Raw genomic sequence first — 26,581 nt, 5'->3', positions numbered from 1 at the left:
AAACCTTCCGGGCTTTTTTATGCCCGGAGACTTCTATGGCTCATGCCTATTTCAACCCCAGTTCGGCAAACCTTCGCCCTGCCCTGCGTCTGGTGGGCACCAAGGATCTGTCCCGCGATGACTGGCTCGCTGTACGCAAGCGCGGCATCGGAAGCTCCGATGCCGCAGCTGCCGTCGGGCTGAACCCATATAAGTCACAGCTTGAGTTATGGCTGGAGAAAACTGGCCGCGACTCGAGCTTACCTAGGAGCGATGCAGACGATGAGGAAAGCCCTACGTACTGGGGCAACATCCTGGAGTCGATTGTCGCGCGGCACTACACCCAGCGCACTGGTAACCGCGTGCGCCGTATCAACGCCGTACTGCAGCATCCTGATACGAAGCTCGATTGGATGCTGGCCAACATCGATCGTGAAGTCACCGGTGTCGAGGACGTACAGATACTCGAGTGCAAAACTGCTGGCATTAACGGTGCGCGCCTCTGGAAAGAAGGTGTACCGGTCTACGTACAACTACAGGTGATGCACCAACTGGCGGTGACTGGGAAGCAGGCGGCAGATGTGGCTGTGCTGCTTGGTGGTCAGCAGCTAGAGATCCACCGAATCGAGCGCGATGACGAGCTCATCCATTGGCTGATCGAATTGGAGAAAGAGTTCTGGGGTTACGTGCAGCACGACACTCCACCACCTGCAGATGGATCGGATTCTGCCGAGCGCGCCCTGCGTTGTCTGTACCCCCAGGATCAGGGCCGCACACTGGACTTCTCTAAGGACGCAGCCCTATCAGCGGCGTTCGACGAATTGAAATCTGTGCGCGCCACTCTCGACCGACAAAGCAAGCGCGAGGCTGAGCTGAAGCAACAGCTACAACAAGCCATGGGCGATGCCAGTCGGGCGGTGTTCGCCAATGGCATGGTGTCCTGGCGCAAAGCTAAAGACAGCGTAACGCTAGACGTCTCTCAAGCCCTGAAAGAGAAGCCCTATCTACTCGCACGCTACCCCACCACAAAGATTGGCAGCCGCCGGTTCCTGATTCTCTAAATGCGATTCCCCCATTGGCCACCCAGGCGCTTCACAGCGCCTGGGTGGCCTTTTTTATTCCCCCATTGGAGAGCCACCAATGCTCAAAGGCTTGGCAATTACCCCGCCCGTGCTCGGGCGGATTTCCATCGGCAAGGTCGTCGAGCGGAACGGCAAACGCCTACCGGAGAAGGACGATCAATTCACCATCACTACGCAAGTCCAGTTTCACGATCAGTGGTTGGCACATCCCCTCGACGAAGAGCTACGCAAGGCTCAAGGGGGCAAGATTCGAAGCATCCCGATCCGTCTGCTGTTCAATGATCCATATTTGAATTTTCGTGCTGAGTACTGCCTGTTCGATCGGCAGACCAGCAGACCTGTTTGCGTGGGAAATGGAGAAACCTGCAAGCGTCGCGGCATCGATGGAGTCGAGTCGCTCCCCTGCCCTTCACCCGACAGCTGCCCATTGGCAATAGGTGGCGCGTGTAAACCTTATGGCCGACTCAACGTAACCATCGGTGATGAGGACTCGCTGGGTAGTTTCGTTCTCCGCACTACCAGCTTTAACAGCATTCGCACCCTGACTGCACGCCTGCAGTATTTCCAGGCTATCTCAGGCGATCGTTTGGCCTGCCTTCCTTTGGAGTTGCGACTGCACGGCAAATCGACGTCGCTAAGCCATGGACTGCCAATCTTCTATGTGGACATTACCGTGCGAAACGGGATGACAACGGAGGAAGCATTGCAGCATGCCCAGCAAAACCACGAGGCCCGCCAAGCCGCGGGCTTCGATCAAAGGGCCTTGGATAACGCGGCACGGCTGGGGCTATCCAATGGAGCTTTTGAGGAAAACGAAGAAGAAAGCGAATCCATAGCTGAAGAATTCTTCCCTCAGGGCGCGGCCGCCTCGATCAGTCCATCGACCAAAGTCGATTCCCCTTCGGAGGCAACCACGCCCTCAACGCTTTCGAGGCTGCTGCGCGACCGTGCAGAAGCGCGCAATCGATAATCCAACCAACGAAGAACACAGGTGCTGATTCCCGATCGGGACTGCCTAAATCAGGAGTAGAAAATCATGCTCAGCCTCACCCGCAGCATCGGCAAGACCATCCGCATAGGCGATGACATCGAGGTCATCATTCTCCGAATCAAAGGCAATCAGGTACGTATTGGTATCTCTGCGCCAGCTCACATCACAGTGCATCGTGATGAGGTCTATCAGCGCATTCAAGGTAGCCAGCAGCAACCTCAGTGATCGCTGGAGTCCCTCATGGATCTTCTGCGCTTTCTGGGCCTGCTCTTTGTGTTGATAAGCACCTTCGCCGGCACCGCAGTCGTCGTCGCCCTGCTGATTCTCGCCGTCCGCTATTGGCCACTGATGCTGGTAATCGTACTAACCCTCGCCGTATTTCAGATGAGATCTCGGCGAGCAGACTCAATTCGGCGCTAACGTGTCATACGCAGGAGCCCGCTGGGCTCCTGCTGCACTTTATTTTTTGGTCGACAGGTAGCTGGTAGCCAGTAGCAGTCGGAGAGCATTGAGGCATAGCAGCCAGATTCATCTCGGATTCGGCTCAGGTCAAAGGTTAGACTGAGAACTCAAATGGACCTTTGCCCTAGACAACTATGAGCAAGCACACCGAACACTCTTCCTACCGCGAAAAACTGGTGGAGCACCTCTTCGTCGGCGAGCTGCTGAAAGAGTCTTGGCGCTTGGATCGGTATGATTTGGAGGTAGCCAAGCCCGAGGTCGATAACGCCGGCTATGACCTTGTCCTTGAAGCGCACGGCGTAATTCGCCACGTGCAGCTCAAAACATCGTTCATTGGGTCCAGCACCACCAAGCAGAACGTGCATGTGCGCCTGGCCAACAAACCATCGGGATGCGTGGTCTGGATTTATTTCGATGAACGAACCTTGGCCTTGGGACCATTTCTGTACTTCGGCGGTGAGCCTGGAAAGCCTCTCCCCAGCTTGGAGACTGCAAAGGTGGCCAAGCAAACGAAGCCCAACCGAGAGGGCCAAAAGAGCGAGCGACCGAACATCCGGGAAATCCGGCGCCCCGAGTTCTCATCCTTCTCGACCCTAAACGGGATCTACGTCGCCCTCTTTGGCAAAGCGCCAACGGTGCAAAAGGAGATGACAACCGGGCGATTACTCACACCAGCTTTTGTAGAGAGCCGATGATCGCTGCTGACCGGAATCGGCTTGATTACGCCGTTCACCTTGTGTAGGCAGCGGCCCTTTATTGGGACCAACAATCGCCTCAAAGCGGTCATCAGGGTTCCACAAAATCAGGTGCGATCTGCACTTCACAACAAATCTTTCTGAGGTCATCCAACAGACCATGGCTACAGGTGGATCACTCGCACCACTTTGCAGCTTTCCAAAGGGCTTTCGGAGCTTTATGTTATGTCCATGCGCGACTCTGAATAGCTCACGTAAGGCTGATGCAATAAGTTGGCTTTGTATGCTGGCATGCAGAGTTACAAAAATCACCTCGCGTGAGCAAATCACGCGAGTTGCAATGAATTCAAATGGCTAATCAAGGAAGATACTTTGCTTAATTTCAACCGTAATAGCGAGCCACCACCTAGAGCGTTACAGAATGAAGAGTTCCGCGCCCATCGTCGAGACCTGCTCAATTTCTTTCAATTCGAAGACGCTAAGAGGGCCCAATCTCGTGCCCCAAGCAAACTAAACCTAGATCATGAGTCTATTAACAAGGCCTTGAGCCGACTTTTTCATGGAAAATGTGCATTTTGTGAGAGCAAGACCCATACAAAACCTTACCGATTTCGTCCGACTAGTAATGCCAACCCAAGCAAGCGCAAGACGGGCGACCATCTGTATTACACATGGCTCAGCCATGCGTGGGAAAATATTTATCCGATCTGCACAGAGTGCTACCCTCTAGCGTCGGATTATTTTCCCGTAAAAAACAAGCGGTCGCCTTTACCCACAGAATCGCAACTCAGAGATTACGAGCGAGAAGATCTCGGTCTTTGGCGAGTCGCCCCCAAAGAAAGACCGTTACTATTAGACCCATGCAACACAATTAATTTTGTACCGCATTTCACGGTAGATATTTACGGCTCAATCTTCCCACAAACAGAAGAAGCAAAAACAACGGTCACACATTTCAACTTAGACCGTGACGAACTTACTGAGCGCAGACGACGAACCTTTGAAAAATACTTCTCTGAGCTTTACCGCGCAATTGATCGGCGCAACCACATCAATCCTAATGAGCTAACCTGGCTATTCGACTTTGAAGAGCTTGAGTTTGGCGGACTTTGGTACTTAACTTGCCGAGAAATATTTTTTATACTTACAAACAACAACGCCCACAAAGCTTCCCTAACAAAAAACAAAATACTCGGAGCCTTTTATAAATTCTCGCACAGTGGCGCCGAATTAATATCAGAGGACGAATTATCCTCCTTATTAAATGATCGAATAATTCGTCTACCCCGCAATAACTCTTACATGACGCGTGAAGTAACCGGTGACCCTCCCACTCTCACCTCGTTGGAGATAATCAATTTCAAGGGCATTGAACAGCTTCGGCTTGAAATTCCAGAACCCCAGTCGCTGGTGGGACAGGAGTTCGAAACTATTCAGCCGGCGTTGCTGATCCTTGGCGAAAACGCGGCAGGCAAAAGCTCAATTCTTGAGGCCGTGGCGCTTGCACTTACCGTTGATGAAGCGCGACAAGAGCTTGATTTAAACAGCTCCGATTTTCTGCTAAACCCAGAATTGATAGGAGCGTCGAACGAGCCCATAGCTGCCGCTGCTACTGTAGACCTAACATTTGATTTCGATCTGAAGCACACCCTGACCATAACCAATAGAGGCTACATCATTGAGGGGCAGTCTGCATTACCACCTGTTTTTGCTTACGGGGCATTTCGTCAATATCGCAAAATCGCCCGTAAAAACAGCTTGAGCAGACCTATTGAAAGTCTTTTTCGATCTGACAGACTTCTCTCAAACCCTGAGCGCTGGCTACTTAGTTTAAGCGACTATGACTTTGATAGTGTAGTTCGAGTTCTCCGAGAAATACTTTCCATTGAAGGTGAGTTTGATGTAATCGAACGCGACTTCCAGAACAAGCGCTGCCTAATAGTGACCGGCATCAGCAATGACCTGCCTAATCGAACACCTCTTAGCCTAGCCTCATCTGGATACCGTTCGATGCTGGCGATGGTCTGCGACATTCTCTATGGACTTCTGAGCCCCCGTAATCCGGTGGTTTTTGACAACCTGGACTCAGCCCAGGCGGTAGTCCTTATCGATGAAATCGAAGCGCATCTTCATCCGCGTTGGAAAATTCAGATAATGTCTGCATTACGCAGAGCGCTACCTAAAGTCACTTTTATTGCTACAACCCACGACCCCCTATGCCTGCGCGGCATGCGTGAGGGCGAGGTGGTCGTCATGCACCGCGTACCAAGACAGCAAGGAATGGAAACCCGCTGGCCAACTGCGGTGGAAAAGATGCGTGATCTCCCTAACGTCAGCCATCTCACTATTGAGCAGTTACTCACCTCTGATTTTTTTAACTTGGCAACAACTGAACAGCCTAGTATTGAGCGTGAGTTCGCCCAGTTTGCTGATCTGCTTGCCGCCAAAAATAGTGGAGCGCTAACAAAACCACAGCAAGAAGCATGGTTGCGCTTCGAGCGTGATGTAAAAGACTCTCTACCGATTGGCGACACGGAAGTTCAGCAACTTGTACAGGAAGCGGTGGCTGAGTTTTTGGCCAGGCGGAGGCAGTCCTCTGCTGAGAACCTCCTGAAACTACGTCAAGAGTCAAAGCAGCGCATTATCAATATTTTAGAGGCGCTCTAGCGATGCGAGCAGTCGTCCGTAGCACGGTAAGAATACCAGATGCACTATCTGGCGAAAGCTGTCCTGCCTCAAAAGAGCTCAGAAGTTTTCAGGCTTACTTGGCTGCCCCCGTAGGTAAGCGACCTAAATTTACTGTCTATAAATCCGATAGCGTCAAGAAACGTCTTGATGAATTGTTTCATGGTAAGTGCTCCTACTGTGAAAGCTTCTATGCATCCACCGCTCCTGTGGACGTTGAGCACTATCGCCCCAAAGGTGCTGTTCACGAGGATGAGAGTCACCCAGGGTATTGGTGGCTTGCCATGAATTGGGAAAACCTCTTACCTAGTTGCATAGACTGCAATCGCAAGCGGAAGCAGGTAATACCAAAGTTGTCGGCGGCACTGTTAACTTTGCTTGAGAATCGTCGTGGCTTTAACTACGGACTAGTTGCCCTTACGGGGAAGAAGGACAGCTTTCCAATACTAGGAACCAGGGCGAGTACTGAGGACTCGGAGCTTATTAATGAGCACCCTTTGCTCCTAGATCCTTGTCGCGACACGCCTGAAGACCATTTAGAGTTCTTCATAGATCGAGAAAATCTCATCAGCCTTGTACTACCCAAAAAACATGAGAACGCAGGCTTTCCGGCGTTTAATACGCAATGGGCTGATAATGCGACTCAGCAGGTGATTGAAGACGCGCTTGAGGCGGGCGTAAGCCTGAAGGGGGTAATGTCCATTCATGTGTATGGCCTCAATCGTTTAGGACTGGTGCAAGAGCGAACACGTTTGCTTCGACAGCTTGAGTTTTTGGAGACTGTAGCATTAGAGGTGGGGTCCATGGCCGAGCAACTAGAACCCTCCCCTGGAGCTCCGGGAGAAAATTATGAGCGGGATAAGGTAATCGTTCGTCGCTTGTACTGGCTCCAGGACGAGGTACTTAAAGAAATCAAGCGGATGGCCGAACCGTCAGCTCCGTACTCGGTAATGGTGCAAACTTGGATCGAAGGCTTTAAAGCTCGCTTGATGGGTAGGTAGAGTTAATAAGCTAAGGAGAGCTGATAGCTGAGAGGGCGGCGCCGACATTGCGCCGCTGCCAGGTCACCACGTTCCTGCGCCGTAGCGGTGACCAGTTGCATGTTTATATTTAATCTTCGGGCTGGCACATTTGCTCATTGCTTCGTCGCATACCTAGCCTTCTCATTGTCATGTCGTACCAGTCAACCCAGTTAGTATTGACGTAGCATCCTTCTTCAATAGTTAAATCCGTGCAGTATTCTGCGCCACTGTGGGTGCAGTACTCTGCTCCCTGAACGCAGTAGCCCTTTCTGGCACCAAGATGTCGAGGCACCAAGTCTCCAACCACGACTAGTGTCATATTAACCGGTGCAGAAATGCACTCCCAACTAGTTCTGAATATTTCTCCTGACTTTGGCTCTGCCGGCCAAGCTCTTCCTTGCCAATAGGCCCAAGACGTTTTTACTTGCCCCTTGGGGATTGGGACTACAAATTTCTTCGGTCCTGCCTCGGGGCCTAGCCTGGGTCTAGCTGGAACGTATACATATACCGTTCGGTCTCTCCAGTTATTAGATTTGAAAAGCCAAAACCACTTTTCCCCAGTATGACCGTTGATTGATCCAGCTATCGGCTTGCTAGGATCAGCATGCCTTAGTGTGAAGCCACGCTTACCGTTCAACTCTTTTAACGTTGGTTGATCCACCGCGTTAAATATCATCACCTTTTCATCCAGGAAAAGAGTACCTAACGGCTCGTGCGGACTCCACTCAATCTCTACCCCAGTAACCTCATCACCAGTACGCTGGTACCTTACAATTGGTTGTGCTGCAGCACGCTTACAATCAGACCATGCCGCAATTTGCGCATCTGAAAGGTAAGATCGATAAACCTCCCGACTATCTTTGACACTAAGATTGTAGCGATTCTCATTAAAAAACTTACGCCTACTCTCATTAAAACTACTGTAGTCCGCGCCAAACATACTTCCGTACTTGACACTTCCACCCTGTTTGGCCTGATTATAATTCTCCTCAGTAACCAAATTCAGGAATGCCATTTCAGACTCGTAGTTGGAGTTTTCAATATGACTCTGAAGCCGCAAGCTCGAATCGCAATCCTGATCAGCCCAAGCACACTGCATCGCAAACATGACTGCTATCAGTGAAACTCCACATCTCATCTTGTCTTCCCTCTTTTAAAATAGCGATGACACAAATAGAGAATCAATTAGCCGCGCTGAACGGGGTAAAGTCTTGGTTCACACACTCTAAAAATAGTCCAGCGGTGACTTTAGAAACGAGCATTTTGGATCTACTTCTTTACGCCGAAACTTCGCCCATTAATAGCATAGCTTCCATCGAAAGCGGATGCCGCCATTACTGCGCAAGCAGGATAAATGGTGAGCCTACTACTCAGGATCACCCTCAGGCTTTCGACAACTAAACCAATGCTAGCATTCACCAATGGCCCTGCAATTCCATTTTGCTATATCTCGAATCACTCTCTAACTCGATCTATGTACTACTTTAATAATGGCGAACGCCAGATGAAGGCGACAATCCACCCCATGACTAAAGTTCTGTTTAGCTAAGACGCACCAGACAAATTAAAAATCCGTAGGCGCTCTCAACTGCATAAGTTTTAGTTTTTGTTCTTACCGATCTCAAAAACTCTTAAGTCCTGACACTGGATAAGGAGCCGCCCGATGCAAACGTAAGCTGTCCCCTGGCCGATAGAAGCGTGTGCCAGTGTTTGCTCTCGGCCAGAATCGGCCGTTTGCGAGAGGTCCCTGCGACCCAAAGCAATCATTAGCTGAGTGGGCCTGCGCCTTCTCTTCGACAGCCTTGAGTGAGGCTAAAAGTACGCTTGAAATACAAGTCCGGTTTATCTGGCTGTTCACAGATAATCAAAAGGACCACATGCCGAGGCGTTTCATCCATACCATCGGCACGTAGCGGTTGCGACTGGCGCCTCTCATCAGGGGCTATACCGTTCCAGTTCGTCGCGTACCTCTATCAGGTTGTTCACATGATTTCGCAACACGGTCTCCTGCTCAATCATGGTGGTGATCAGCACCCGCTGAGCTTCTAGGTTGGACTTGAACAGCTGGGCGTCGTACCCATCACTGTGGTGTAGCGCTGGCGGATACCAATCCACCTCACGGCCGATATCGGGACTAGTTGAGATAGAGAAGCCATTTTCGAGCGAGCCTGTGGCATTCCCGTACAGACTGTAAACAGTTACTTCGGGCACCCTATCCGGTCCTTTCCCCGGCCGGACAATCTCACTCCGACTTAATAGCCACCAACGGTTGAGGCAGGCGTTCAACTCCGTGCTTTTCTGCATCGCAACCGCTGCTGTCGCGTTCCGTGCGTACTCAAGGGACGTCGAGAGAGAGGGGTCGGTGGCCGGTTTAAAAAAACCGTCATTCGCTTTCTTGGCGAAGGACAGACTTTCACCAGGAGCGCGCTCGCTGATGCGCAATAGCAGCAGCTTAGTCAGAACACCCACGATCACTGCACTGTATGGATCGAAGGTGAATTTCTTCCAGTTCATCAGCTGCCAGAGGGGGACATCTAGCTCGTCCATGATGCCCACAAGCCTTGCCTTGGTTTCAGAACTCATAGGCTGGTTATCCAGGCCAGCCAGTATCTGTTCGGAGGTCATGCGCCGGGCGTTGATCTGCCCCTCGAATAGGTCGATGGATTCTTTCGTGATTCGCTCATCGATGTAGCCGCGCAGTCGCTGAATTTCCACAATAACTTGATCAAGCTTTCGTGATATCTCATCGAGTGCATCCGATACGTCGTCCTGCCAGGAGGCGATGTCCCGAGCCTGCAGGTACTTCAGCGCGGCAGCAACTACTTGAGCGACAGTGGCAGGGTCCACTGCCAAGATTTTACGAAATGCGGTCGGTATCGGCATCGAGGAGGTGATGCTTTCGCCAACCGTTAGGGGCTCCACCTTGATGATGTTTGAAGCGGTCATGGTTACCTCCAGAAGACAGGGAATATTCCTTGTCATCCTGCCTTCCGTCTGTACTACGCGACTGCAGTCGGAAAATTCGCCAGGGACGGCAAGTACAAGCTGCGTTGTCTGGCAGCAAAAAAACCTTAGACATGTCCCAAAGTTTGTCTAGTGTCATTTTAATAGCGTATTACTCGCCGGCCCTTAGCAGGGGCGGCAACCAATCCCAGAACGTGTCAACGTTCCTGAAGGAGCCCACACCATCAACCCCAGCTGAGTCGTCGGAGTCTGGATGACATGGAGTGTCAAAAATGCGTAAAACCTCGTTGATTTCGGCGATGCTGGCCTGCATGGGCCTTTCGTTTTTGATCTCGTCACCATCGACATTCGCCGATGAATTCGACGACGCCAAAAAAGTCCTTCAGCAGCAAAAGGAAATTGAAGAACTTCAGAAGGAGCTCGCCGAGGCAAGGAAAGATAGGGTGGCTGCCGAGACGGAAACCGCGACTACGCTGTCGACGGCTGCGGCAGCGGACAGAGCAGCCATCTCTGCGTCAAGAAAAGGTGCCGCCGAGGATGATGCTACTGCCAAATATGCTGAGATTACTGCCCTGAGTACCCTGCTGGGTGATCCCAAGCAAATAGGAGTCGATGGGTCGATTTCATTCGCATCCGATGCCCAGAACATCATGCTGCAAAGCCGCAAGGGGGGCATTGAAGTAACCCGGACGGCTGCTGATAAAATCTGCAAGATGCTAGGGGCTAATTCCGAAGTGAAGGCCGCGATTGGCCAGTCCCCTAAGAAGTTGGTTGTACCTATCAGCGAAGCGCGGATGGGCGAAATTGTTGCCGCCAAACTGCGCCTTGCGCGATTCAACGCGTTATTTGAGACAGCGAAACAGGCCATCGCTTCCGTAAGTCCAACACCGCCCGGTGGTAGAGGTCCAGCGGGACTGAATGGGTTCGACTTCAGCAAGTTGCACCCCTACTCCGGCGCGATTAGTCCCGGCGCCATCGCAGCTATTCAGTCGGCCCAGTTTCTGGCTTCGGGAATCGACACTTTGGGTGGCATGTTCAGGATCAACCGGACATTCACCATGACCACCACTGCACGCGAGGACCTATTCGAGTCCCGCCTCGCTGCCTGCTCTCATGTCTTCAGCACGTATTCCCTAGCCAGGCAAGCTGATCGCCTTCGGCTAGAAAAGCTGGTTAATGAGTTCGCGGGGAAGATGCATACCTTGCAGATCTTCACCATGATCGTGGCCAAGGAGCGCAAAGACTTCGACGCCCTGCCGAAGGCTAAACAGGTCGCCGCTGTGAACGAGGGTATCAAGCAACGTGAGGCGGTCGTCGCGCGGTTCAATTCGCTGGCCTACTCCGATGATGCTCTCCTTCAAGACCTCGCGTTGCACTCCATGGAGCTTGCCATCACCAACCACCCGATCATGACTTATACGCTAAGCATTCAGGACACGCAGATTCTGAAGAAGCGCTTTTTGCTCAGCAACAAATTAACTTATCAAGGAACTGCCGAGGTGGTCTATCAAGTAACCGGCACAAAAGGCGAGATCCTCGATGGCGATGCGCTTTCCTATACCAGCGAGGCTTACGATATTGCCAGCACCAGGAGCGTTGAACCATTGTCAGGAAAATGAGCTGCCCCATAGAGTCGGTATTTTCCCATCATTACGCAAGTTCATGACTGAAGCGCCCACCGGCAAGCTCCTGGAGTACATCATCCGGCGCACCGGCCAGGTGCTCTAGGTGCTCGAAGGAATCGAGCCTGGCTGGGTCTACACCACAGGAGCGGTGTCCCGGCTGAAGCAGGCAAAGCAACTTCTGGAACAGAAGGAAAAGACGTCCACCATCCTGACGAAACTAGAACAGCCCGAGAAATCGCCCGGGAGCGACGATCGGAAGTGAGGCGCGGCGGATATACCCAGAGAAAGGGTTTGCGCGCCCTGTGCAAATCTAACGGTGGTCTAACGTAGTTCGCGGTTGACACTGCCCCCCTCTCGCGGGGTTTAAGCGAGAGGAGATATGCCAATTAGCTCAAAAGGCCTAGTGCGGTCGGTAACGCAGCGCCCACTACAGATACAGTAAGCGGATGCTTCAGGAAGGAGGTCAATATGTTTTTGACTTCCTCCACTTCTGCTCTGGAAGCGCCGGAATCCTCGATACGCTGTAGAACCTCCTCCAATACCATCTGAAGGTGCTGAGTGTTGTGGTCACCGATCTGGATGCCATTGGAATGCTGAATCGTGATGTGGTTTGTCGTCGACTTTGGCACTGCGCTTCTGATAGCCATGTCTTTCGAGAGCTTGAGTGTGTAGTGAGGGCCGATAGTCTTGAGTCCGCTGCTAAATGAGACCTCGGTAACCGTATAGATTTCTTCCTTACCGTTCGGAAGCTCGCGAATCACCTTGTCGCCCTCCGAAACGTCCAGCGTCTCGTCGAAGATAGAGATTTCCTTGTTTGCAAAGGCGGTTCTAAACGGTCCCTGCTTGGATTGGTCAGAGCCTACGATGAAGACCTCGTCTTTCATCATCCGCGCGAAAGGATTTCCCATTCGTATTCTCCTTGGCTTGAATGCTTTGATTTCTCGTTCACTGCAACAGTATCCAAAGCCAACAACTCCTGCCAATTGCTGCGCCTCTGCCTCCATACGGTAGTGAGTACGATGCCTCGCGCGCAGCTGAAATCATCGGACTCACGACAGCCGGACTAGGGATAGCGGCAGTGCTGCTGCGCCTGCGTAATTTTGCTCATCCCGAGGTCGTCTTCAAGCGTATCGCCGATGAGCAGGCTGTCTCTGCGCTCTACTTTGCTCATCGGTACGGAAACCCGCCTGCGACTGTCCACCAGTTCAGAAGCCTCGCCCTACAGATCTGTAAGCGCCGGAGCTCAGATGAGCAGCAAGGAAGTCAGATGCCGATTCGATGAGAGTGAAATGCTGCCGTAAGCGTCCGAACCTGTCGCCAGTAGTGCAGTTACCTAGCTTGAGCCTCAAAGAGTGCGCAAGAGCATGGTGCCCTAAGTACTACGACGGGGACGCCATGCTCTTGAGGGTGCGCCGCTAAAGCAGGCTGCGCAGACTGTTTGCGCCGTTCGTCAATGCGACGGCATCAATGGATTTTCCGGAAGTCGCCATGCGCTTGAAAGCGGCCATATCGCGCCCCTGGTTCACAGTCGCCACCGCGAGCAAACGCCCTTCTGCATCCAGTTCAATGACGCTAAACGCACCGTCCCCCATCTTGCCGCGCAGCAACACCTGCCCAGTACCAGTGAAGAATCCGAGGGTCTGCAGGTTGCACAGGTACTGATCGGACCACAGCCACGGCATCTGCGCGTAACTCTCCTCGTTTCCGACCATGTTCGCCGCTGCCACCTGGGGCTGATGTTCGGCTACTTGCCAGGACTCAACCCGCACATGACGGCCGAGCAGAGGATTGAAGTGGCTGGTCACGTCACCAGCGGCGAAGATATGCGGGTCGCTGGTTCGGCACTGCGCATCGACCACAATGCCATTCTCAACCAGCAGCCCCATCTCGGTCGCCAGTTCGACATTCGGCAGAGCACCGATACCGACAAGAATCTCATCGGCCTCATGAGTACCCCGATTTGTCTCTATGACCAGGCCATTTGCCCCTCGCGAGATCTTGCTCGGGAGGGTATCCAACTGCACGTCTACGCCAGCCTGACGGTGCAGTTCCAACAAGTAATCGCCGATGGCCGTGGGCATTACACGCTGTAGCAGCGAAGGCGCGGGCTCCACCACAGTGACTGCACAACCCAGCTTACGGGCGCTGGCAGCGACTTCCAGGCCGATGAATCCACCCCCGAGAATGACCAGCCGCTTGCCAGCGACCAATCGTTCACGCAACTGACGAGCCTGCTCGAGGGTCCTCAGGTAGAGCAGTTCCACCCCCTCGCCGACCTGCCCAGGGTAAGGACGCGCGCGTGAGCCAGTTGCCAGGAGCAATTTCTCGTACGTGATCGTTTCCCCATTCGCCAGCTCGACCTGCCTGGCGCCACGATCGATCTTCGCCACACGGTTCCCGAGGCGCAGCTCAATCTGCTGACTCTCGTAGAAGTTCTTTTCCTGGATGAAAGCCTTGACTTCATTTTCGACGTTGAACAGCGCGTCCTTGGAGAGGATGGGGCGATCGTAAGGAAGCTCCGCCTCCTCTCCGACGAGGCAAACCTGCGCCGCAGGAGCCAGGGAACGAAGCGACTCAGCAGCACGACGACCAGCCTGGCCCGCACCGACAATCAGATAATCCGCATGCATGGCGTACTCCTAGAGAAGCGAAAACTTGGGGCGATCTAAAAGAACTCGCTCGACCCATCGCGCAGCGCGTAACAAGCGATCATCGCCAAAGCGCGCCCCCACCAATTGAATGCCAATGGGTAGCCCGTTCTGGCCTGTGAGCGCCGGCAGCGAGATGGTCGGCACACCCAGCAACATCCACAACCGACTGAACAACGGATCACCCGTACCCTCGCTGGCAAGCGGAGCGGTCCCAGGAGCGCTCGGGGCTAACAACACGTCCCACTCGTCAAAGACCGAAGAAGTCGCAGCCATACCCTGCTCGGCGCTGGAACGCGCTTCGCTGTACTCTTCGGTGGACAGGCTCTGACCATATTCGATGAGCGCGAGTAGCGGCTCGCTTAGCTGATCCCGATAGCCGTCGTGCTCGGGAGCTAGGCTGCGTGCTGTTTCGTAGGCCATCACCTTGCGCTGCAGATCCGCAAATAGCGCGAAGCTGGGCGGTAGATGGGCATCTCCAACTCGGGCACCACAGGCACCAAGCGACAACAGCAGCTGCTCCAGTGCGTGGCGTGTCTCAGGAGAGGCCTGCAGCCAATCCGGTGTGCGGCAGAGCCCAATGGAAGGAATCCATCGCTCACTGCTACTGAAGGGAAATACGGTGTCAGCCGTGAGCACCGAGCGCAGCAGACGAGCATCCTCGACAGAGCGAGTAAGGACGCCCAGCGTGTCCAGCGAATGCGAGAGCCCCTTCACTCCCGTGGTCGGGAAATCGCCGTAAGTCGGTTTGTAACCCACGACACCACAATAGGACGCCGGGCGAATCAGCGAACCTGCCGTCTGCGAGCCCAATGCGGCCGGCACCATGAGGCTTGCAACGGCTGCAGCAGAGCCACTGGAGGAACCACCGGGCGTGTGATCTAGGTGGTGCGGGTTTCTGGTCTTGCCGGCTTTGAAATAGGCAAACTCAGTGGTGACGGTTTTGCCCATCATCAAGGCACCCGCGCGCTTTAGCAGCGCCACGGAGGCAGCATCCATTGCTGGACGACGGCCTGCATAGATCGAAGAGCCGCTGCAGGTCGGCATATCGCAGGTATCGATGATATCCTTGATGGCAACAGGCACGCCGTGGAGAGGACCACGAACCAGCTCGTTGTCCAACCGCCGAGCCTCGCGCAGAACCTGATCCGGGTCGATATGGACCCAAGCTCCCACTTTAGATTCTTTCGCCGCAACAACAGCCAGACAATCCGTTGCCAGCTCCACGGAACTCAACTCCCGGGTCGCAATAGCCTCCGCTGCCTGTACCAGGCCAAGCTCATGCGGGCGCATCAGCAGCCTCCAACGCCTCCAGGGCGGCCTGGAAGGGTTTCAGCGGACTGAAGAAGAAGCCGCCGTCGAGACGACCCAATAGCCCTTGCTTATCCAGCACGCCCAGACTGATAACCGGCCCGAGCTCCAGCCGGCAGGCCTGCCTCGCATCCAGCCCGGTACGGTAAGCCTGCGACTTGAGCAGTTGCGGGTGCGGATACTGGAGCAGTTTGCTCGGGAAAGCCCTTCCATACTCGGAGCAGGTCTTCGCCAGACGCTCTGCTGTCAGCGGAGCGAGATCACAAGCCATCGCTCCACTACCAAAGGCATCGACAATGGCGCTGTCGCCAATTGCTCCCAGCGCACGTTGACGAACCTGTTCATCCGCTCCGGGAACCAGTGGCGCATCTCCGGCCGTCACGAACCAGCGACCCGGCATCGCAGATATCTGGATACCAAACTGTCTGCCATTGCCACCAATGGCGGTCACGACACTGCTGCCCGGAACCTCTTCCGCCGCGAGGAAACAGCACTTCACAGCCGCCATCCACAGGTTCAGGAAAAATGCCGCAGACTGCTCGAGGAACCGTCTGGCTTCATCGTCAAAGCCGTCAGAGCCGGCACGCAGCAAGAGCGCTTGTGCAATCAGTTGACTGCCCTGTTGTGTCCGACCGTGGCAATCATCCCCCACAGCAAGCGCTGCATCCGCTATCGAGAGCAGATCTATCGGGCTACGTGCGATGACGGTCTGTAGCTGGGGCGCCAGATGCTGATTGATCCAGCGCAGGCGCTCCAGAACATTCTCGCTGTATTGCCCGACGCGCATGACAGGACCGTCACCACCATTGATGGTGCTGAAACTCTTGCGAGATGGGCAGCTGCCATCCTCGATCACCAGCAACTGCATACTCGGAGACAGCGCATCCGCCAGCGGAACAGCACAGCCGTGATCCTGGGCGGCATACAGAGCCACTTTGCCGGACATCAGCAGCTCTTCGGCACCCTGCCGATCAGTAGCCCATTCCTCGAACAGAATGGCCATCAACATCGAGTTTTTCTGCGGAAGTGAGATCAGGCTGCGCTCGGTGATCGGCGGGCCTGCGTGGAGCAGATAGCGCCCTTCCAGACTGAGCACCGCTCTGGCAGAGGCAATAGTGGTCCAACGGGGGCGAGAACCAATCATGGCATCGACCGCCATGGAGTCCGCTAGATGACGGCGCAGGGCAAGATTCATTACTCACTCCCCTCTTCGACCCAGGTCTCCGCAAAGGCGAGAAACGCCGAATTGAGCTTGCCGTCGAGGAAGTCCCGCTCCACCACCACACCATCGAGCAGTTCTCCGTTGAGCCGGATCTCTCCCTTGTCCGCGCCCTGAAACAGGCTGTACATCCGATGCTCACCAGTCGCAGAAATACTCGGCCCGACGTCAGCAGCAAAAGGACTCTGCAGCCCTTTCCAGGCCAGCGACAGACTCACATCACCAGCTGCAATGGTCTCCACCCATTGAGTCGGATCTTTCTCATCGGTACTCCCGCAGGTGGCCTGCAGCAGCGTGATGTGGGGCAGCGCTTCACGTCCGCGGAAAGCGCCGAATTTCGGCACGAAGTTGGTCAGCAGGTAATCCATCAGTTTCAGGTTATCGCCGATGCACAGATTCCTTGCCGCGGGATACCCAGCCTTTGTGGCAGGGTCACCCAGCAGGAGGATGCCGCGACCACGACCGTACTCAGATGCGATCACGCGGAAATAAAGGGCCAAGACCTGCCAATCGCCCTGGGGATCGGAAGCACTTTTCAGGTAGATACCCGGGTTTTCTCCCGACCAACTGACGACACCTTTCTGGATGACGGGCATGCGTAGACTCCTAAATTCTTGTTATGCGATTTGCAGGGTGTTTTCGAACAGACCGATCAACACCACCTCGTTTTCAACCTTGACCGGATAGCGCCGGGCACAGGATTTGGCGGGCGCGCAGAGGACCTCGCCAGTCGCGATATCGAATCGAGCCTGGTGCAGAGGACATTCCACTTCGCCGTTCTCGATCCAGCCCTCGGCCAGCGATGCATCGCCATGGGGGCAGCGATCTGCCAGCGCATGGAAACAACCGTTGAGGTTGAAGACGGCAATCGCCTCATCGCCAATCTGAACTCGCTTGGCCTGCTCGTCGCCGATGTCATCTACCCGACAGGCAACAGCCCAATCCTCTTCGCGCACGGTCATCAGGCGTCCTCCACCACAGACTCAAGCAACTCGACCCGATAGCCATCCGGGTCGAGTACGAACGCAATTTCCCGGGTACCGCCCGACATGGGACCAGGCTCCCGCACCACCGATACGCCGGCGGCGCGCAGACGCTCCACGAAATCACGGAGAGAACTCACACCGAATGCCAGATGCCCCCAAGCCGTCCCCTGTTCGTATGGCTCGGTTCGATCCCAGTTATGTGTCAGCTCCAGAACTGTTCCACGCTCTTCCTCTTCGAATCCGATGAAGGTGTTGGTGAAACGACCATTGGGGTAATCCGTACTGCGCAGCAGGCGCATTCCCAACTGGCCAACGTAGAAGTCCATCGAGCGCTGCAGATCCATGACCCGCAGCATCGTGTGCATCGGGCGTACCTGCATGGATCAGTCCTTCATCGCTTGGAGAACGAGGTTCTGGAACTGATTGGCGCTGTCTTCCCAGTGCGGCGACATCACGCCACCATCGTTCATGACCGAGGAACGACGACCTTCCTGCAGCAGCTCGGCAATCTCGTGGTCTTCCTTGTGCACGCTGTACCAGAGGTTGCAGAGGTTCTCTTTGTCGGAGTCGGTGTAGTGCTGCTCGCCCACGCTGTAGAGAACGCGGAACTGACGAGTACGATCGGCCGAGACCGGGATGTTCAGATGCACACCCGCCTGGTCCGGCAGGTAGATACCCAGGACGAAGTTGGGGAACAACGTCAGGTAGCGAGCGCTCATATCCAAGGCATTGGACTTCGCGGTCGTTTCCTTCTCCGCCTCAAGGTCGATCGCCGAGCCCAAGCAGCGGCCGTCGACGATGGTGTAATGGTCCTTCAGCGGCTGGCCCGACGCGGTCTCGTCATGCACGATCGGAACGTGGTACGGCTCGATGAAGTTCTCCATCAGGAACTTCCAGTTGCACTTCACCTCACCCAGATCAATCTTGCCGATCGGCTTGAGCAGCTTCACGTCGAGGATCTTGATCTGCTCGGCGAAGGAGCGGGAGTACACTTCAAAGTCCTCGGCATCGCCGGACAGGTTGACGAAGATCCAGTCGTTCCACTCCACATGTCGTACACGCTTGAGCCCGTGATCGGCGCGGGAGAAGCCAGGTACGTCCTGCTTGCGGAAGCCGCCAAAGTGCGGGGCCGCTTCAAGCCCTCCATCGAGCGAATAGGACCAGGCGTGATAAGGACAGCTGATCGAGCCCTGGACGTTGCAGCGATCGGTGACGAGCTTCAGTCCGCGATGGCGGCAAACGTTATGGAAGACGCCAACCTCTCCATCATCGTTGGAGACGATGAGCAGCGGCTGGCCAGCGACTTCGATCGGAGCACAGGTACCAGGCTCGACGAACTCATGAACAAAACCGACGAAGACCCAGTTCTTCGCGAATACCTTGTCTTGCTCCGTACGATAGAACTCTTCGCTTATATAGGCACCTTGGGAAAGCCCGGGGAGAACATTACCGGGCTCCTCGGTGTACGACTGCTCACGAATGCGAATAACTTCTTCAACGACTGACATATTTTTATTCCTTCCTGGTCAGGCTGATGGCGAGTTTGAATGACTCGACCTTCATCCTAAAAACGCACTACCAGGGGAACAAACGATAAGAATTCAAAGGCGGATGAGAAAAAATAAAAGGGGCAGAGATGACATGACTCTTGGGCTACGAATGATTGACGCAAAAAGTCTTTTGCCCAACACTCGAATAGCGCTCAATGCGTACGTCGATCTAGCCTTGCTGCATACAGAACAAGAATCATGACCAATCGACTTCCCCCCCTGAACACCCTCAAGACCTTCGAGGTCGCGGCGCGACACCTCAGCTTCACGCAGGCCTCCCTGGAGCTGAATGTCACGCCTTCCGCAATCAGCCATCAGATCAAGTTGCTGGAGGAAAACCTCGGGATCCGCCTGTTCCGTCGCGAGAACAATCGCCTGTTGCTTACGGATGCGGGTAGCTATCTGCTGCCGGAGTGCAGCCGCACTTTCGCGCATTTGCTGGATGTCACCCAGAAGGTCCGTGAGCTGGGGAATGGCCGCCCACTCAGCATCGCCTTACGCCCGTACTTCGCACAGAAATGGCTGATGCCTCGTGTATCGTCCTTCTGGCAGCAACACCCTGAAATCGAGCTGAGCCTGCACCACACCATCCAGTTCTCACCAACCAGCCTCGACACCTACGACATCGCCATTGCCTGGGCCAGCGGACATTTCCCAGGCCTGGAGTCGTACCTTCTGGTGAATGGCGACCTCACACCTGTCTGCAGCCCTCGCACTTTGACGGCCCTTGGAGAGCCAGTGACTGCGGCCTCGCTCGCGGGGCAAGTCCTGCTGGACGAGGAAACACCGGACAACTGGGATCGTTGGCTTGAAATGGCCGGGCAGCCACGTCTGAAACCGTTCAAACGGGTGAGCATCGACGACACGAACGTCAGGCTGCATGCAGCGATAGATGGCCAAGGCTTCATCCTGACCTGCCTGTCGCTGCTGGATCGTGAGCTGAGTGAGGGTACTCTGGTGGCGCCATTCCACACGGCATTACCACACTACTCCTACTACCTGCTGTACCGCCCAGACGTCCTGAACAATCCACAGGCGCGTATTTTCATCGAGTGGCTCAAGGCCCAAGCCGCCTGAGTGACTTGATAGCTCTGCGATAACTCTTGGGATACGCGATTGCGGCCATCTGCCGGATGGCTGTGGCCCCGATGAGTGGATCTCATCCAAGCCAATGAAAAATTCTCACAGGTGACCAAGTATTTATACTTCGCGCCTTCGGTACGAATTCCATACCCTCCTGCCTCATAAATCTAATAATTTCTGAGCAGGAGATATGCAGTGCGTGAAACTTCCCTCCCCCAGCCGCACAAAGTTGTAGTTACCGGTGGCAGCGGACGTCTCGGCCAATATGTAGTCGAGCAACTTCATAACAACTTCGAAGTCAAAGTCCTTGATCTTCGGCCGCCCAAACAGAATGTCGAGTTCGCAGAGGCGAATGTTCTCGACCTGGATACTCTTCGTAAAGAGTTCGTGGGTGCCGACGCAGTAGTCCACCTAGCCGCCATCGATTTTGATCACCAGGCGAAGCCCGAGGACTATATTCACGTCAACGTCCAGGGAACCTGGAACGTGCTTCAGGCAGCCAATGAACTGGGCATCAAGCGTGTCGTTCTCTGCTCCAGCATCTCGGCCTGTGGCCTCTCCGAAGCGAATCCGTCGTTCACTCCGGAATATCTGCCGGTCGACGAAGAACATCCTCACTACCCCATCCAGGCCTATAGCGTCAGCAAGCAGCTGATGGAGAACATGGCCGCTAGCTTTGTTCGCCGCGGCAACATCCAGGTTGTGTGCCTGCGCCCAATGATGGTGCTGATTCCTGAGAACATCGCGCCGACCATCGAGCGCGCCGATGATCAGTCCTCTCGCTGGCTGTTCTACTACATCACCCCTGAGGACTGCGCGCGCGCCTTCGAGGCTGCGCTGCGAGCGACTCACATCAACAGCGGTAACTTCTTCATCACCGCCCAGGACAGCTGCCGTGCGGAACCAACCCTGCAATGGGTGGAACGAGTACTCGGCAAGCTCCCGGAGATTCGCGACAAGGAACGCTACGAGCGCGATCCCTACGCCTCGATCTTCTCCGGCGACAAGGCTCGTCAGGAACTCGACTTCGTTGCAGAAAGTCGCTGGCAGGACTTCCTGAAGGCCTGATCCCCCACTCCGGCTCTCACGGGCCGGATTCCTTTAAGCTTCTCACGGAGGATCCAGTCCCGTCCGTACATCTACTTGCGCGCGAAATGACCTTGATCGGCGCCGCTCGATGAACGAGCAGGCCGTTGCCGAACCCACGAATGAAAACAATTAGAACGGGTGAATGAAATGACAGTGATCACCGGATCCGACTCAGCAACACTCGCTGACTCCTCATCAGCGGCTAATCGTGGTTCCTCCATCATCGACGACAGCCCAATGACCTTCTTCCATTGGCGGCTGCTCTTTCAATCCGCTGGCGGCCCCTTCCTTGATGGTTGGCTGCTGAGCATCATCGGCGTTGCGCTGATCGGTATGACGCCAGCGCTCGGTCTGTCCGGTACGGACCTAAGTCTGGCTGGCGCGGCTGCACTCATCGGCATCTTCTTCGGCGGTCTGATTTTCGGTCGAATGACCGACATCATCGGGCGTCAACTGATGTACACGATCGACCTCATCGTTCTGGTTGTGGGGTCCGTGCTCTGCGCCTTCGTCGATCATGCCTGGCAGATCATTCTGCTGCGCTTCCTGATCGGGGTGGCTATTGGTGCCGACTACCCCATCGCTACGTCATTGCTCGCCGAATGGCTTCCCACCAAACAGCGTGCAGCAATGCTCGGTTCGCTGGTGGTTGCATGGTTCCTCGGAGCAACCGTCGCAACCTTCCTGGGCTTTGCAATGGTCGAGTATCTTGGCGAGGATTCCTGGCGCTGGATGCTGGCCAGCTCAGGTGTGCCAGGCCTGATTATCCTACTGATGCGAATCGGTACCCCGGAATCCCCGCGGTGGCTGATTTCCAAAGGCCGGATCGAAGAAGCACAGGCAGTCGTAAGAAAGATTTATGGGCAAGAGGCAGATCTTTCGTCCATCCGCGATGCCGAATCGGTTCGTCCGAAGCGTCTCGGATACTCGGCGCTTCTCCAGGGGGAGTACCTCAAACGTACGTTCTTCTGCGGAATGTTCTATCTCTGCGCTGTCACACCGGTCTTTGCGATTTACACCTTTGGCCCCGTCATGCTGTCGGCATTCGGGCTGAGCGAAGGAAATCTCAGCAATATCGGCTACGCCTTGATCTCCCTGCTGTTTTTGTTGGGTTGCCTTCCGGCACTACGCCTTTCGGAAACCGTCGGACGCCGACCGCTTCTATTGTGGTCCTTCGCTCTGATGATTCTCCCATTCCTCGCGCTTGGCATTGCTCCTGAGGCCCCCGTTGGACTGATCGTTTTCTGGTTCTGTCTCTACGCAGTAACCTCGGGCGGCCCGAACATCCTCGAATGGTCCTATCCGAACGAACTGTTCCCCACCGACATCCGCGCTACCGCGATGGGTGTGATCACTGCGGTCAGCCGAATCGGCGCAGCGCTGGGAACCTTCCTGCTGCCACTTTCACTGGAGCACTACGGCGACGGCGGTACCATGTTGATCATGGCGGCCATGACAGCAGTTGGCTTCGTCATTTCCTATTTCCTGGCCCCGGAAACCAAGGGCCGCTCCCTATCGGAAGCCAGCGGGGTCTGATCACAATCTGGCCTTCAGCAATTTCGAAGACCATCATCGTTCCTTCCAGCACGCCTGTAGTGTGCCAGGCAATAAGAATTACGGGTTCACACTCTTCGCTGCAGAGGGAGCTCTGCAGCGTCTTTTTTTGAGCTCAATGTCGACTACGGTTGAAAGACTCTCACTCGAGTCGTGGCGCCAGCTGAAAGCATGCCATGAAGAGAATCGCACCCTTGATCATCTCAACGCCCTTCGAGAAGTGCCTTGCTCTCCCGGATTCACTACCCTTCAGGGTTGCAGCGGATGCTGCGGAACACATCTAGCACAGTGTTGCTGGTCAGCGACGCGCCGTAGAAGTTGACCACCATGATGCCGTGTACAGCAGGCACCGAGATGAGCACAACCAAGGTTCCGAAGCCTGGCTACTGCCGGCGAGCAGGCTCCGAGAAAATGCGCTTCTGGTACGGCAGGGAGTATTGGAGCAAGTGACTTGCGTCGTCACACAGCCCCCATTCCATCGCTACCTGGCTGAGCTGGTAGCGCTCGGCGAGTTGGCGCAGCGCGGGGTCGATCTCAGCGGGCTTTAGTTCACTCCAACCGAGTGCGAACGCCGTCAGCTGCTCATAGCGCTCGTCAGACATGCAGGCGTTACGGCGTAGTGAGTCAACCAGGTAGACAGCCTGCCGACGCTCAACCTCAGCCAAGCTCAGGACTGCTGCCTGGAGCGTCGGTGTAGGGTCATCTCGGTCGTACCAGAGCGAGACCGCAAACGCGGCGAAGCGGCCCCCTTCAATCTGGTTGAAGGAGTGACCAAACACATCCGGGAGTATGGCTGCGAGCGGCGCCCGCGGAGTTGTCAGGAAGAGGCGCCGGAGCTCATCCACGTACTCACGAATGAGCCATTCACGCGGCTGTCCGCTAGCTTGGGCGTCAACCATGTTGTCGAGTGCGAACTGGCGCAAAGCCTCCCTCCCTGCGGGGTGCTTTCCGTATGCTTGCTCTAGTTGATCGAGCAGTTGCTCCATTATCGACATTTCCTGACCACTCGTGATTGGTCCATCGGCAAGCCCACGTCAGCAGCAGACGCCGGCCGAGCCAGAGCTGGCCACGAAGCTTATCTATGCAGTGGCCCTGGAATGCCCTGCCACACAGTTGTTAGCATAATTTTTGGCCGCTTCCTCTTGAGCCTTAGGACTAGGAAAGAAGTCGGTCATCGGCTGCCCCAGGCGCAGGGTACTGACTTCATTAACCACATAGGTCGTTCCTGCAGTCAGTGTTCAACCAAATCGAAAGCGAAGCCATGCTCGTGGCCCTGTAAAGCGGCCGCCGTTCACCTTCACTCGCGACACTCCGCGCTCACGTGCAAAACCTCAAACGCCGCAGCGGCCCGACCGCCGAACGGAAGTGCCCTAAATACGGTAACGCGCTGGTGATTCGCACGAAGAAAACCGGCCCGAAAGCTGGACAGCAATTCTGGGGCTTCTCGGGGTTTCTCCGGTGACGGGATCTGTAGGATCTTTAGCAGGTGAGCGGTGGCGGCCGGCGGGAGGCGAACGCTTGCCGCGCATTACCTACACGCCAGGTTTCGAAGTAATCGGACGCACTAGCGAGAAAGCGCTGGGGGCTTGGTAACGAGTCCTCATGCTCCCGAAGTCTGCCCCTATCGCGGTTTTGATACTTAGTGAGAGGCTTTCACTTGCCTAGGATGGCGACAACTTCTCTTCAAGGAAATAGTGATGCTGCCAACCACCGATCAACTACCGAGTCTAGGTTACCTGCACAAGGTCGTCTGCGACTGCCTAGGGCTTTGGAGTAGCGATAACCAAGACGTCACCTTTCAAGTAGCCGCCACAGAGAAAGACCGGCGTGCAGCACTGCGAAAAGCTTTCGAGGCGATCAAGAAGGAGGACGGCAAGTATGGATCTCTCAGCGACTTGATGGCGGTGACTACCCAGTTAGCCCCCAAGGATGCCCAGAAGGTTAAGAAAAGTCGGACGATTCAAGCCTATGTTAACCACCTGTCCAAAGCCGACTTTGAATCCGTCGACGAGTACGTGGAATTACGCCAATACATTGAATACCTAATCGTTGAGCGATACTCCCGTTGGGGCGTATCCGAGCTGGCAGTAGGCTTTTACGTGTCTGCGCTTGCGCACTATAGAGAGTTTGTCAGGGAGCACGCTTGCAACACGGAGAACCAGAGGTACAGCTATCAGTTCTTCCTTAGCAATGACCTTCGCGCATTGACGGCGACGCTTGTCGGCGCCTTGTTACCCGGCGATGCCTGGCCAGCTGCCCAAAGAGATGAACAATGGCCCCTGAGAGGGTTTGCTGACGCTGCTTGCCAAATCACCGGCATTTCGCTGCATAAGCTCCATCAGTACCACGAGTTTCAGAAAGAAGGGCCGCTCAATGAGCAGGTCTGGAACCGTGATTTCACCTCTCAACCGGTCAATACTCAGTCCAAACAGGTGGTCGACCGACTTCGTCGACACAGCCGTATGAAGTGGGAGACTTTTTATCCGACTCTCCGACCACTGACCCATCACTTACCGAAGCACATCCACGAAGAAGCTTTCGCAATTCACGCCTTCTCGGCCATGATTGATCACAACCTCAACGCCCAAGTCACGGAATGTGGTCCATTCGAGCCCCCTGCACAGGACCACCTGGTGTGTGGCCAGGTTGAGCAAGGCCACTCAATACCCAGCAGTGATTTGCTCGATCTGCTGCTTAACGATTATCCCATCGACCAGGAAGCCTTCGCCCAGCAAGCACCCAACCGATATCAAGCTCTGATTAATCGAATCAGAGCCCTGCCGTCTTCCCTCAACCTCGCGGCAGAGATTCCTAATAGCCTTGAGCTAGTTTACAAAAATGAACACCGGCGGTTCTTCCGACGCGGCTGGCACCATACGTTGATGAACGCGCCCACGTGGCTCGGTGAATGGATACGCGCGCAGGACGCAATACTGGCAGGCGACAGCACGCTGGCCCTATCCCACCTCAAAACTGCGCTCGAAAAGGCAAAGTATGTAGCTGGGCCATTATTCATCCCGCTCTACATTCAGGTGTGTGCGTTCTGTAAATCTCAGTATCAGCTGCTGACCCGGCAAAAAGACGAGGAGTTGTTCGAGCGGTTCTACGAAAGCTTGGGCAGCGATGCATCGAACTACGCGGGCCTGCTGGGCTACATCCCGCGTCACGTGCGAAATCCTGAGACCTTGATGCCCCAGACAATGCTGCCACTGAGGTCAAAGTTGATGGTCAGCGGAATCGATGCACTGGCAAGAGCACTGGAACAACCGCTTGCAGGGGACAACGTATCTTCCTAGTTTGGTATCGTAACGCCTTATTCTGTTTTCTGCCGCCGAGCGAGATCGCCAACAAAGTGCGTTGACCGAGGGTCCAAAATCAACGCCTTTTTTGGAACGTGCTTTAGCTACAGCAGTGTTTCCCGACCGAGTTCCTCGTCACCTCGACCTTGCAGAGTTTTTTCGTCACCAGCTACCTTCACAGAGGGCAGCTATGGGTTGGAAGCTGCCTCTCGTCAGGGGCAGCAAACGGCCAGAAGCAATGGGATGGACTCCCCCTCACCTCGGCACTTCGAGTGCCAGACTGAAGTTGCGAACCGCAGTCACTGATGAGAAGGAGTCCAGACATGAAGCTTATGCG

Annotated in this window: 24 protein-coding genes and 1 pseudogene; 14 read left to right on the top strand and 11 right to left on the bottom strand. The window is 54.9% G+C overall.

What is annotated here, in order from left to right; translation table 11 throughout:
• The first annotated feature begins 35 nt into the window (after positions 1-35).
• From ACNFH5_RS30310 to ACNFH5_RS30280, 7 genes are all read left to right on the top strand, one after another.
• Positions 36-1,040 (top strand): YqaJ viral recombinase family protein, encoded by a 1,005-nt coding sequence (locus ACNFH5_RS30310; protein WP_416752604.1) that lies wholly within the window; start codon positions 36-38, stop codon positions 1,038-1,040.
• 79 nt (positions 1,041-1,119) lie between these two features.
• Complete coding sequence (locus ACNFH5_RS30305) at positions 1,120-2,031, top strand: hydrolase or metal-binding protein (protein WP_416752602.1); 912 nt, start codon at positions 1,120-1,122, stop codon at positions 2,029-2,031.
• A gap of 66 nt (positions 2,032-2,097) precedes the next feature.
• Positions 2,098-2,277: a carbon storage regulator CsrA gene (gene csrA, locus ACNFH5_RS30300; protein ID WP_416752600.1), complete on the top strand. Its 180-nt coding sequence runs from the start codon at positions 2,098-2,100 to the stop codon at positions 2,275-2,277.
• Between the two features lie 15 nt (positions 2,278-2,292).
• Entirely contained in the window at positions 2,293-2,472 is a 180-nt protein-coding gene (locus tag ACNFH5_RS30295) for a hypothetical protein (protein WP_416752598.1), read from the top strand.
• 176 nt (positions 2,473-2,648) lie between these two features.
• Positions 2,649-3,209: a hypothetical protein gene (locus tag ACNFH5_RS30290; protein ID WP_416752596.1), complete on the top strand. Its 561-nt coding sequence runs from the start codon at positions 2,649-2,651 to the stop codon at positions 3,207-3,209.
• A 372-nt stretch (positions 3,210-3,581) separates the two neighbouring features.
• Positions 3,582-5,876, top strand: a complete 2,295-nt coding sequence (locus ACNFH5_RS30285) for an AAA family ATPase (RefSeq protein WP_416752594.1) — start codon at positions 3,582-3,584, stop codon at positions 5,874-5,876.
• Positions 5,877-5,878: 2 nt separating this feature from the next.
• The gene (locus tag ACNFH5_RS30280) at positions 5,879-6,895 is read left to right on the top strand and encodes an endonuclease (protein ID WP_416752592.1); all 1,017 of its coding nucleotides are present in this window, start codon (positions 5,879-5,881) and stop codon (positions 6,893-6,895) included.
• Positions 6,896-7,004: 109 nt separating this feature from the next.
• Here ACNFH5_RS30280 and ACNFH5_RS30275 read toward each other — a convergent pair whose 3' ends face one another.
• Together ACNFH5_RS30275 and ACNFH5_RS30270 are read right to left on the bottom strand one after the other, a co-directional pair.
• Entirely contained in the window at positions 7,005-7,931 is a 927-nt protein-coding gene (locus tag ACNFH5_RS30275; RefSeq protein WP_416752590.1) for a hypothetical protein, read from the bottom strand.
• Between the two features lie 920 nt (positions 7,932-8,851).
• On the bottom strand, positions 8,852-9,862 hold the full coding sequence (locus ACNFH5_RS30270) for a hypothetical protein (protein WP_416752588.1): 1,011 nt from the start codon (positions 9,860-9,862) through the stop codon (positions 8,852-8,854).
• A 290-nt stretch (positions 9,863-10,152) separates the two neighbouring features.
• On the opposite strand from ACNFH5_RS30270, the gene ACNFH5_RS30265 reads away from it, so the two are divergent.
• Together ACNFH5_RS30265 and ACNFH5_RS30260 are read left to right on the top strand one after the other, a co-directional pair.
• A complete protein-coding gene (locus tag ACNFH5_RS30265; protein WP_416752586.1) occupies positions 10,153-11,499 on the top strand; it encodes a hypothetical protein in 1,347 nt (448 codons plus the stop codon).
• Between the two features lie 109 nt (positions 11,500-11,608).
• Positions 11,609-11,767 carry a hypothetical protein gene (locus ACNFH5_RS30260; RefSeq protein ID WP_416752584.1) on the top strand — a complete coding sequence of 53 codons (159 nt, stop codon included), beginning with the start codon at positions 11,609-11,611 and terminating at the stop codon, positions 11,765-11,767.
• 124 nt (positions 11,768-11,891) lie between these two features.
• Here ACNFH5_RS30260 and ACNFH5_RS30255 read toward each other — a convergent pair whose 3' ends face one another.
• The 8 genes from ACNFH5_RS30255 to ACNFH5_RS30220 all read right to left on the bottom strand — a co-directional run bounded on the left by ACNFH5_RS30255 (position 11,892) and on the right by ACNFH5_RS30220 (position 19,177).
• Positions 11,892-12,413 (bottom strand): RIP homotypic interaction motif-containing protein, encoded by a 522-nt coding sequence (locus tag ACNFH5_RS30255; RefSeq protein ID WP_416752582.1) that lies wholly within the window; start codon positions 12,411-12,413, stop codon positions 11,892-11,894.
• 507 nt (positions 12,414-12,920) lie between these two features.
• Entirely contained in the window at positions 12,921-14,135 is a 1,215-nt protein-coding gene (locus ACNFH5_RS30250; RefSeq protein ID WP_416752580.1) for an NAD(P)/FAD-dependent oxidoreductase, read from the bottom strand.
• 9 nt (positions 14,136-14,144) lie between these two features.
• The gene (locus tag ACNFH5_RS30245) at positions 14,145-15,446 is read right to left on the bottom strand and encodes an amidase (protein WP_416752578.1); all 1,302 of its coding nucleotides are present in this window, start codon (positions 15,444-15,446) and stop codon (positions 14,145-14,147) included.
• Positions 15,433-16,659, bottom strand: a complete 1,227-nt coding sequence (locus tag ACNFH5_RS30240) for a DUF1116 domain-containing protein (protein WP_416752576.1) — start codon at positions 16,657-16,659, stop codon at positions 15,433-15,435. Before ACNFH5_RS30240 ends, ACNFH5_RS30245 begins: the two co-directional genes overlap by 14 nt.
• Positions 16,659-17,279: a hypothetical protein gene (locus tag ACNFH5_RS30235; RefSeq protein WP_416752574.1), complete on the bottom strand. Its 621-nt coding sequence runs from the start codon at positions 17,277-17,279 to the stop codon at positions 16,659-16,661. Before ACNFH5_RS30235 ends, ACNFH5_RS30240 begins: the two co-directional genes overlap by 1 nt.
• A 21-nt stretch (positions 17,280-17,300) precedes the next feature.
• On the bottom strand, positions 17,301-17,645 hold the full coding sequence (locus ACNFH5_RS30230) for a Rieske (2Fe-2S) protein (protein ID WP_416752572.1): 345 nt from the start codon (positions 17,643-17,645) through the stop codon (positions 17,301-17,303).
• Entirely contained in the window at positions 17,645-18,049 is a 405-nt protein-coding gene (gloA, locus tag ACNFH5_RS30225; RefSeq protein ID WP_416752570.1) for a lactoylglutathione lyase, read from the bottom strand. Before gloA ends, ACNFH5_RS30230 begins: the two co-directional genes overlap by 1 nt.
• Positions 18,050-18,052: 3 nt before the next feature.
• The gene (locus ACNFH5_RS30220; protein WP_416752568.1) at positions 18,053-19,177 is read right to left on the bottom strand and encodes an aromatic ring-hydroxylating oxygenase subunit alpha; all 1,125 of its coding nucleotides are present in this window, start codon (positions 19,175-19,177) and stop codon (positions 18,053-18,055) included.
• A 240-nt stretch (positions 19,178-19,417) separates the two neighbouring features.
• On the opposite strand from ACNFH5_RS30220, the gene ACNFH5_RS30215 reads away from it, so the two are divergent.
• The 3 genes from ACNFH5_RS30215 to ACNFH5_RS30205 all read left to right on the top strand — a co-directional run bounded on the left by ACNFH5_RS30215 (position 19,418) and on the right by ACNFH5_RS30205 (position 22,927).
• Positions 19,418-20,296, top strand: a complete 879-nt coding sequence (locus ACNFH5_RS30215) for a LysR substrate-binding domain-containing protein (protein ID WP_416752566.1) — start codon at positions 19,418-19,420, stop codon at positions 20,294-20,296.
• Positions 20,297-20,497: 201 nt separating this feature from the next.
• Positions 20,498-21,370, top strand: coding sequence for an NAD-dependent epimerase/dehydratase family protein (locus ACNFH5_RS30210; RefSeq protein ID WP_416752564.1), 873 nt, complete (start codon positions 20,498-20,500; stop codon positions 21,368-21,370).
• Between the two features lie 168 nt (positions 21,371-21,538).
• On the top strand, positions 21,539-22,927 hold the full coding sequence (locus tag ACNFH5_RS30205; protein ID WP_416752561.1) for an MFS transporter: 1,389 nt from the start codon (positions 21,539-21,541) through the stop codon (positions 22,925-22,927).
• A gap of 401 nt (positions 22,928-23,328) precedes the next feature.
• On the opposite strand, the gene ACNFH5_RS30200 is transcribed toward ACNFH5_RS30205, so the two are convergent.
• Positions 23,329-23,931, bottom strand: a complete 603-nt coding sequence (locus ACNFH5_RS30200) for a hypothetical protein (protein WP_416752559.1) — start codon at positions 23,929-23,931, stop codon at positions 23,329-23,331.
• Positions 23,932-24,161: 230 nt separating this feature from the next.
• On the opposite strand from ACNFH5_RS30200, the pseudogene ACNFH5_RS30195 reads away from it, so the two are divergent.
• Both ACNFH5_RS30195 and ACNFH5_RS30190 read left to right on the top strand, forming a co-directional pair.
• Positions 24,162-24,407, top strand: a pseudogene (locus ACNFH5_RS30195) (nuclease); the annotation flags it as partial.
• 235 nt (positions 24,408-24,642) lie between these two features.
• Positions 24,643-26,241: a hypothetical protein gene (locus ACNFH5_RS30190; RefSeq protein WP_416752557.1), complete on the top strand. Its 1,599-nt coding sequence runs from the start codon at positions 24,643-24,645 to the stop codon at positions 26,239-26,241.
• Positions 26,242-26,581: the final 340 nt, after the last annotated feature.

This window comes from Pseudomonas sp. NY15435 (assembly GCF_048068295.1).
Lineage (GTDB): Bacteria > Pseudomonadota > Gammaproteobacteria > Pseudomonadales > Pseudomonadaceae > Pseudomonas.
The sequence above is the reverse complement of the archived record's forward strand: the minus strand, read 5'-3'. Positions and strand labels throughout refer to the sequence as shown.

What these genes read in the sequence shown, in the direction of transcription:
- ACNFH5_RS30310 (WP_416752604.1), top strand. Translation starts at nt 36, where the DNA reads ATGGCTCATGCCTATTTCAACCCCAGTTCGGCAAACCTTCGCCCTGCC.
- ACNFH5_RS30305 (WP_416752602.1), top strand. Translation starts at nt 1,120, where the DNA reads ATGCTCAAAGGCTTGGCAATTACCCCGCCCGTGCTCGGGCGGATTTCC.
- csrA (WP_416752600.1), top strand. Translation starts at nt 2,098, where the DNA reads ATGCTCAGCCTCACCCGCAGCATCGGCAAGACCATCCGCATAGGCGAT.
- ACNFH5_RS30295 (WP_416752598.1), top strand. Translation starts at nt 2,293, where the DNA reads ATGGATCTTCTGCGCTTTCTGGGCCTGCTCTTTGTGTTGATAAGCACC.
- ACNFH5_RS30290 (WP_416752596.1), top strand. Translation starts at nt 2,649, where the DNA reads ATGAGCAAGCACACCGAACACTCTTCCTACCGCGAAAAACTGGTGGAG.
- ACNFH5_RS30280 (WP_416752592.1), top strand. Translation starts at nt 5,879, where the DNA reads ATGCGAGCAGTCGTCCGTAGCACGGTAAGAATACCAGATGCACTATCT.
- ACNFH5_RS30275 (WP_416752590.1), bottom strand. Translation starts at nt 7,931, where the DNA reads ATGGCATTCCTGAATTTGGTTACTGAGGAGAATTATAATCAGGCCAAA.
- ACNFH5_RS30270 (WP_416752588.1), bottom strand. Translation starts at nt 9,862, where the DNA reads ATGACCGCTTCAAACATCATCAAGGTGGAGCCCCTAACGGTTGGCGAA.
- ACNFH5_RS30265 (WP_416752586.1), top strand. Translation starts at nt 10,153, where the DNA reads ATGCGTAAAACCTCGTTGATTTCGGCGATGCTGGCCTGCATGGGCCTT.
- ACNFH5_RS30255 (WP_416752582.1), bottom strand. Translation starts at nt 12,413, where the DNA reads ATGGGAAATCCTTTCGCGCGGATGATGAAAGACGAGGTCTTCATCGTA.
- ACNFH5_RS30250 (WP_416752580.1), bottom strand. Translation starts at nt 14,135, where the DNA reads ATGCATGCGGATTATCTGATTGTCGGTGCGGGCCAGGCTGGTCGTCGT.
- ACNFH5_RS30245 (WP_416752578.1), bottom strand. Translation starts at nt 15,446, where the DNA reads ATGCGCCCGCATGAGCTTGGCCTGGTACAGGCAGCGGAGGCTATTGCG.
- ACNFH5_RS30240 (WP_416752576.1), bottom strand. Translation starts at nt 16,659, where the DNA reads ATGAATCTTGCCCTGCGCCGTCATCTAGCGGACTCCATGGCGGTCGAT.
- ACNFH5_RS30235 (WP_416752574.1), bottom strand. Translation starts at nt 17,279, where the DNA reads ATGCCCGTCATCCAGAAAGGTGTCGTCAGTTGGTCGGGAGAAAACCCG.
- ACNFH5_RS30230 (WP_416752572.1), bottom strand. Translation starts at nt 17,645, where the DNA reads ATGACCGTGCGCGAAGAGGATTGGGCTGTTGCCTGTCGGGTAGATGAC.
- gloA (WP_416752570.1), bottom strand. Translation starts at nt 18,049, where the DNA reads ATGCAGGTACGCCCGATGCACACGATGCTGCGGGTCATGGATCTGCAG.
- ACNFH5_RS30220 (WP_416752568.1), bottom strand. Translation starts at nt 19,177, where the DNA reads ATGTCAGTCGTTGAAGAAGTTATTCGCATTCGTGAGCAGTCGTACACC.
- ACNFH5_RS30215 (WP_416752566.1), top strand. Translation starts at nt 19,418, where the DNA reads ATGACCAATCGACTTCCCCCCCTGAACACCCTCAAGACCTTCGAGGTC.
- ACNFH5_RS30205 (WP_416752561.1), top strand. Translation starts at nt 21,539, where the DNA reads ATGACAGTGATCACCGGATCCGACTCAGCAACACTCGCTGACTCCTCA.
- ACNFH5_RS30200 (WP_416752559.1), bottom strand. Translation starts at nt 23,931, where the DNA reads ATGGAGCAACTGCTCGATCAACTAGAGCAAGCATACGGAAAGCACCCC.
- ACNFH5_RS30190 (WP_416752557.1), top strand. Translation starts at nt 24,643, where the DNA reads ATGCTGCCAACCACCGATCAACTACCGAGTCTAGGTTACCTGCACAAG.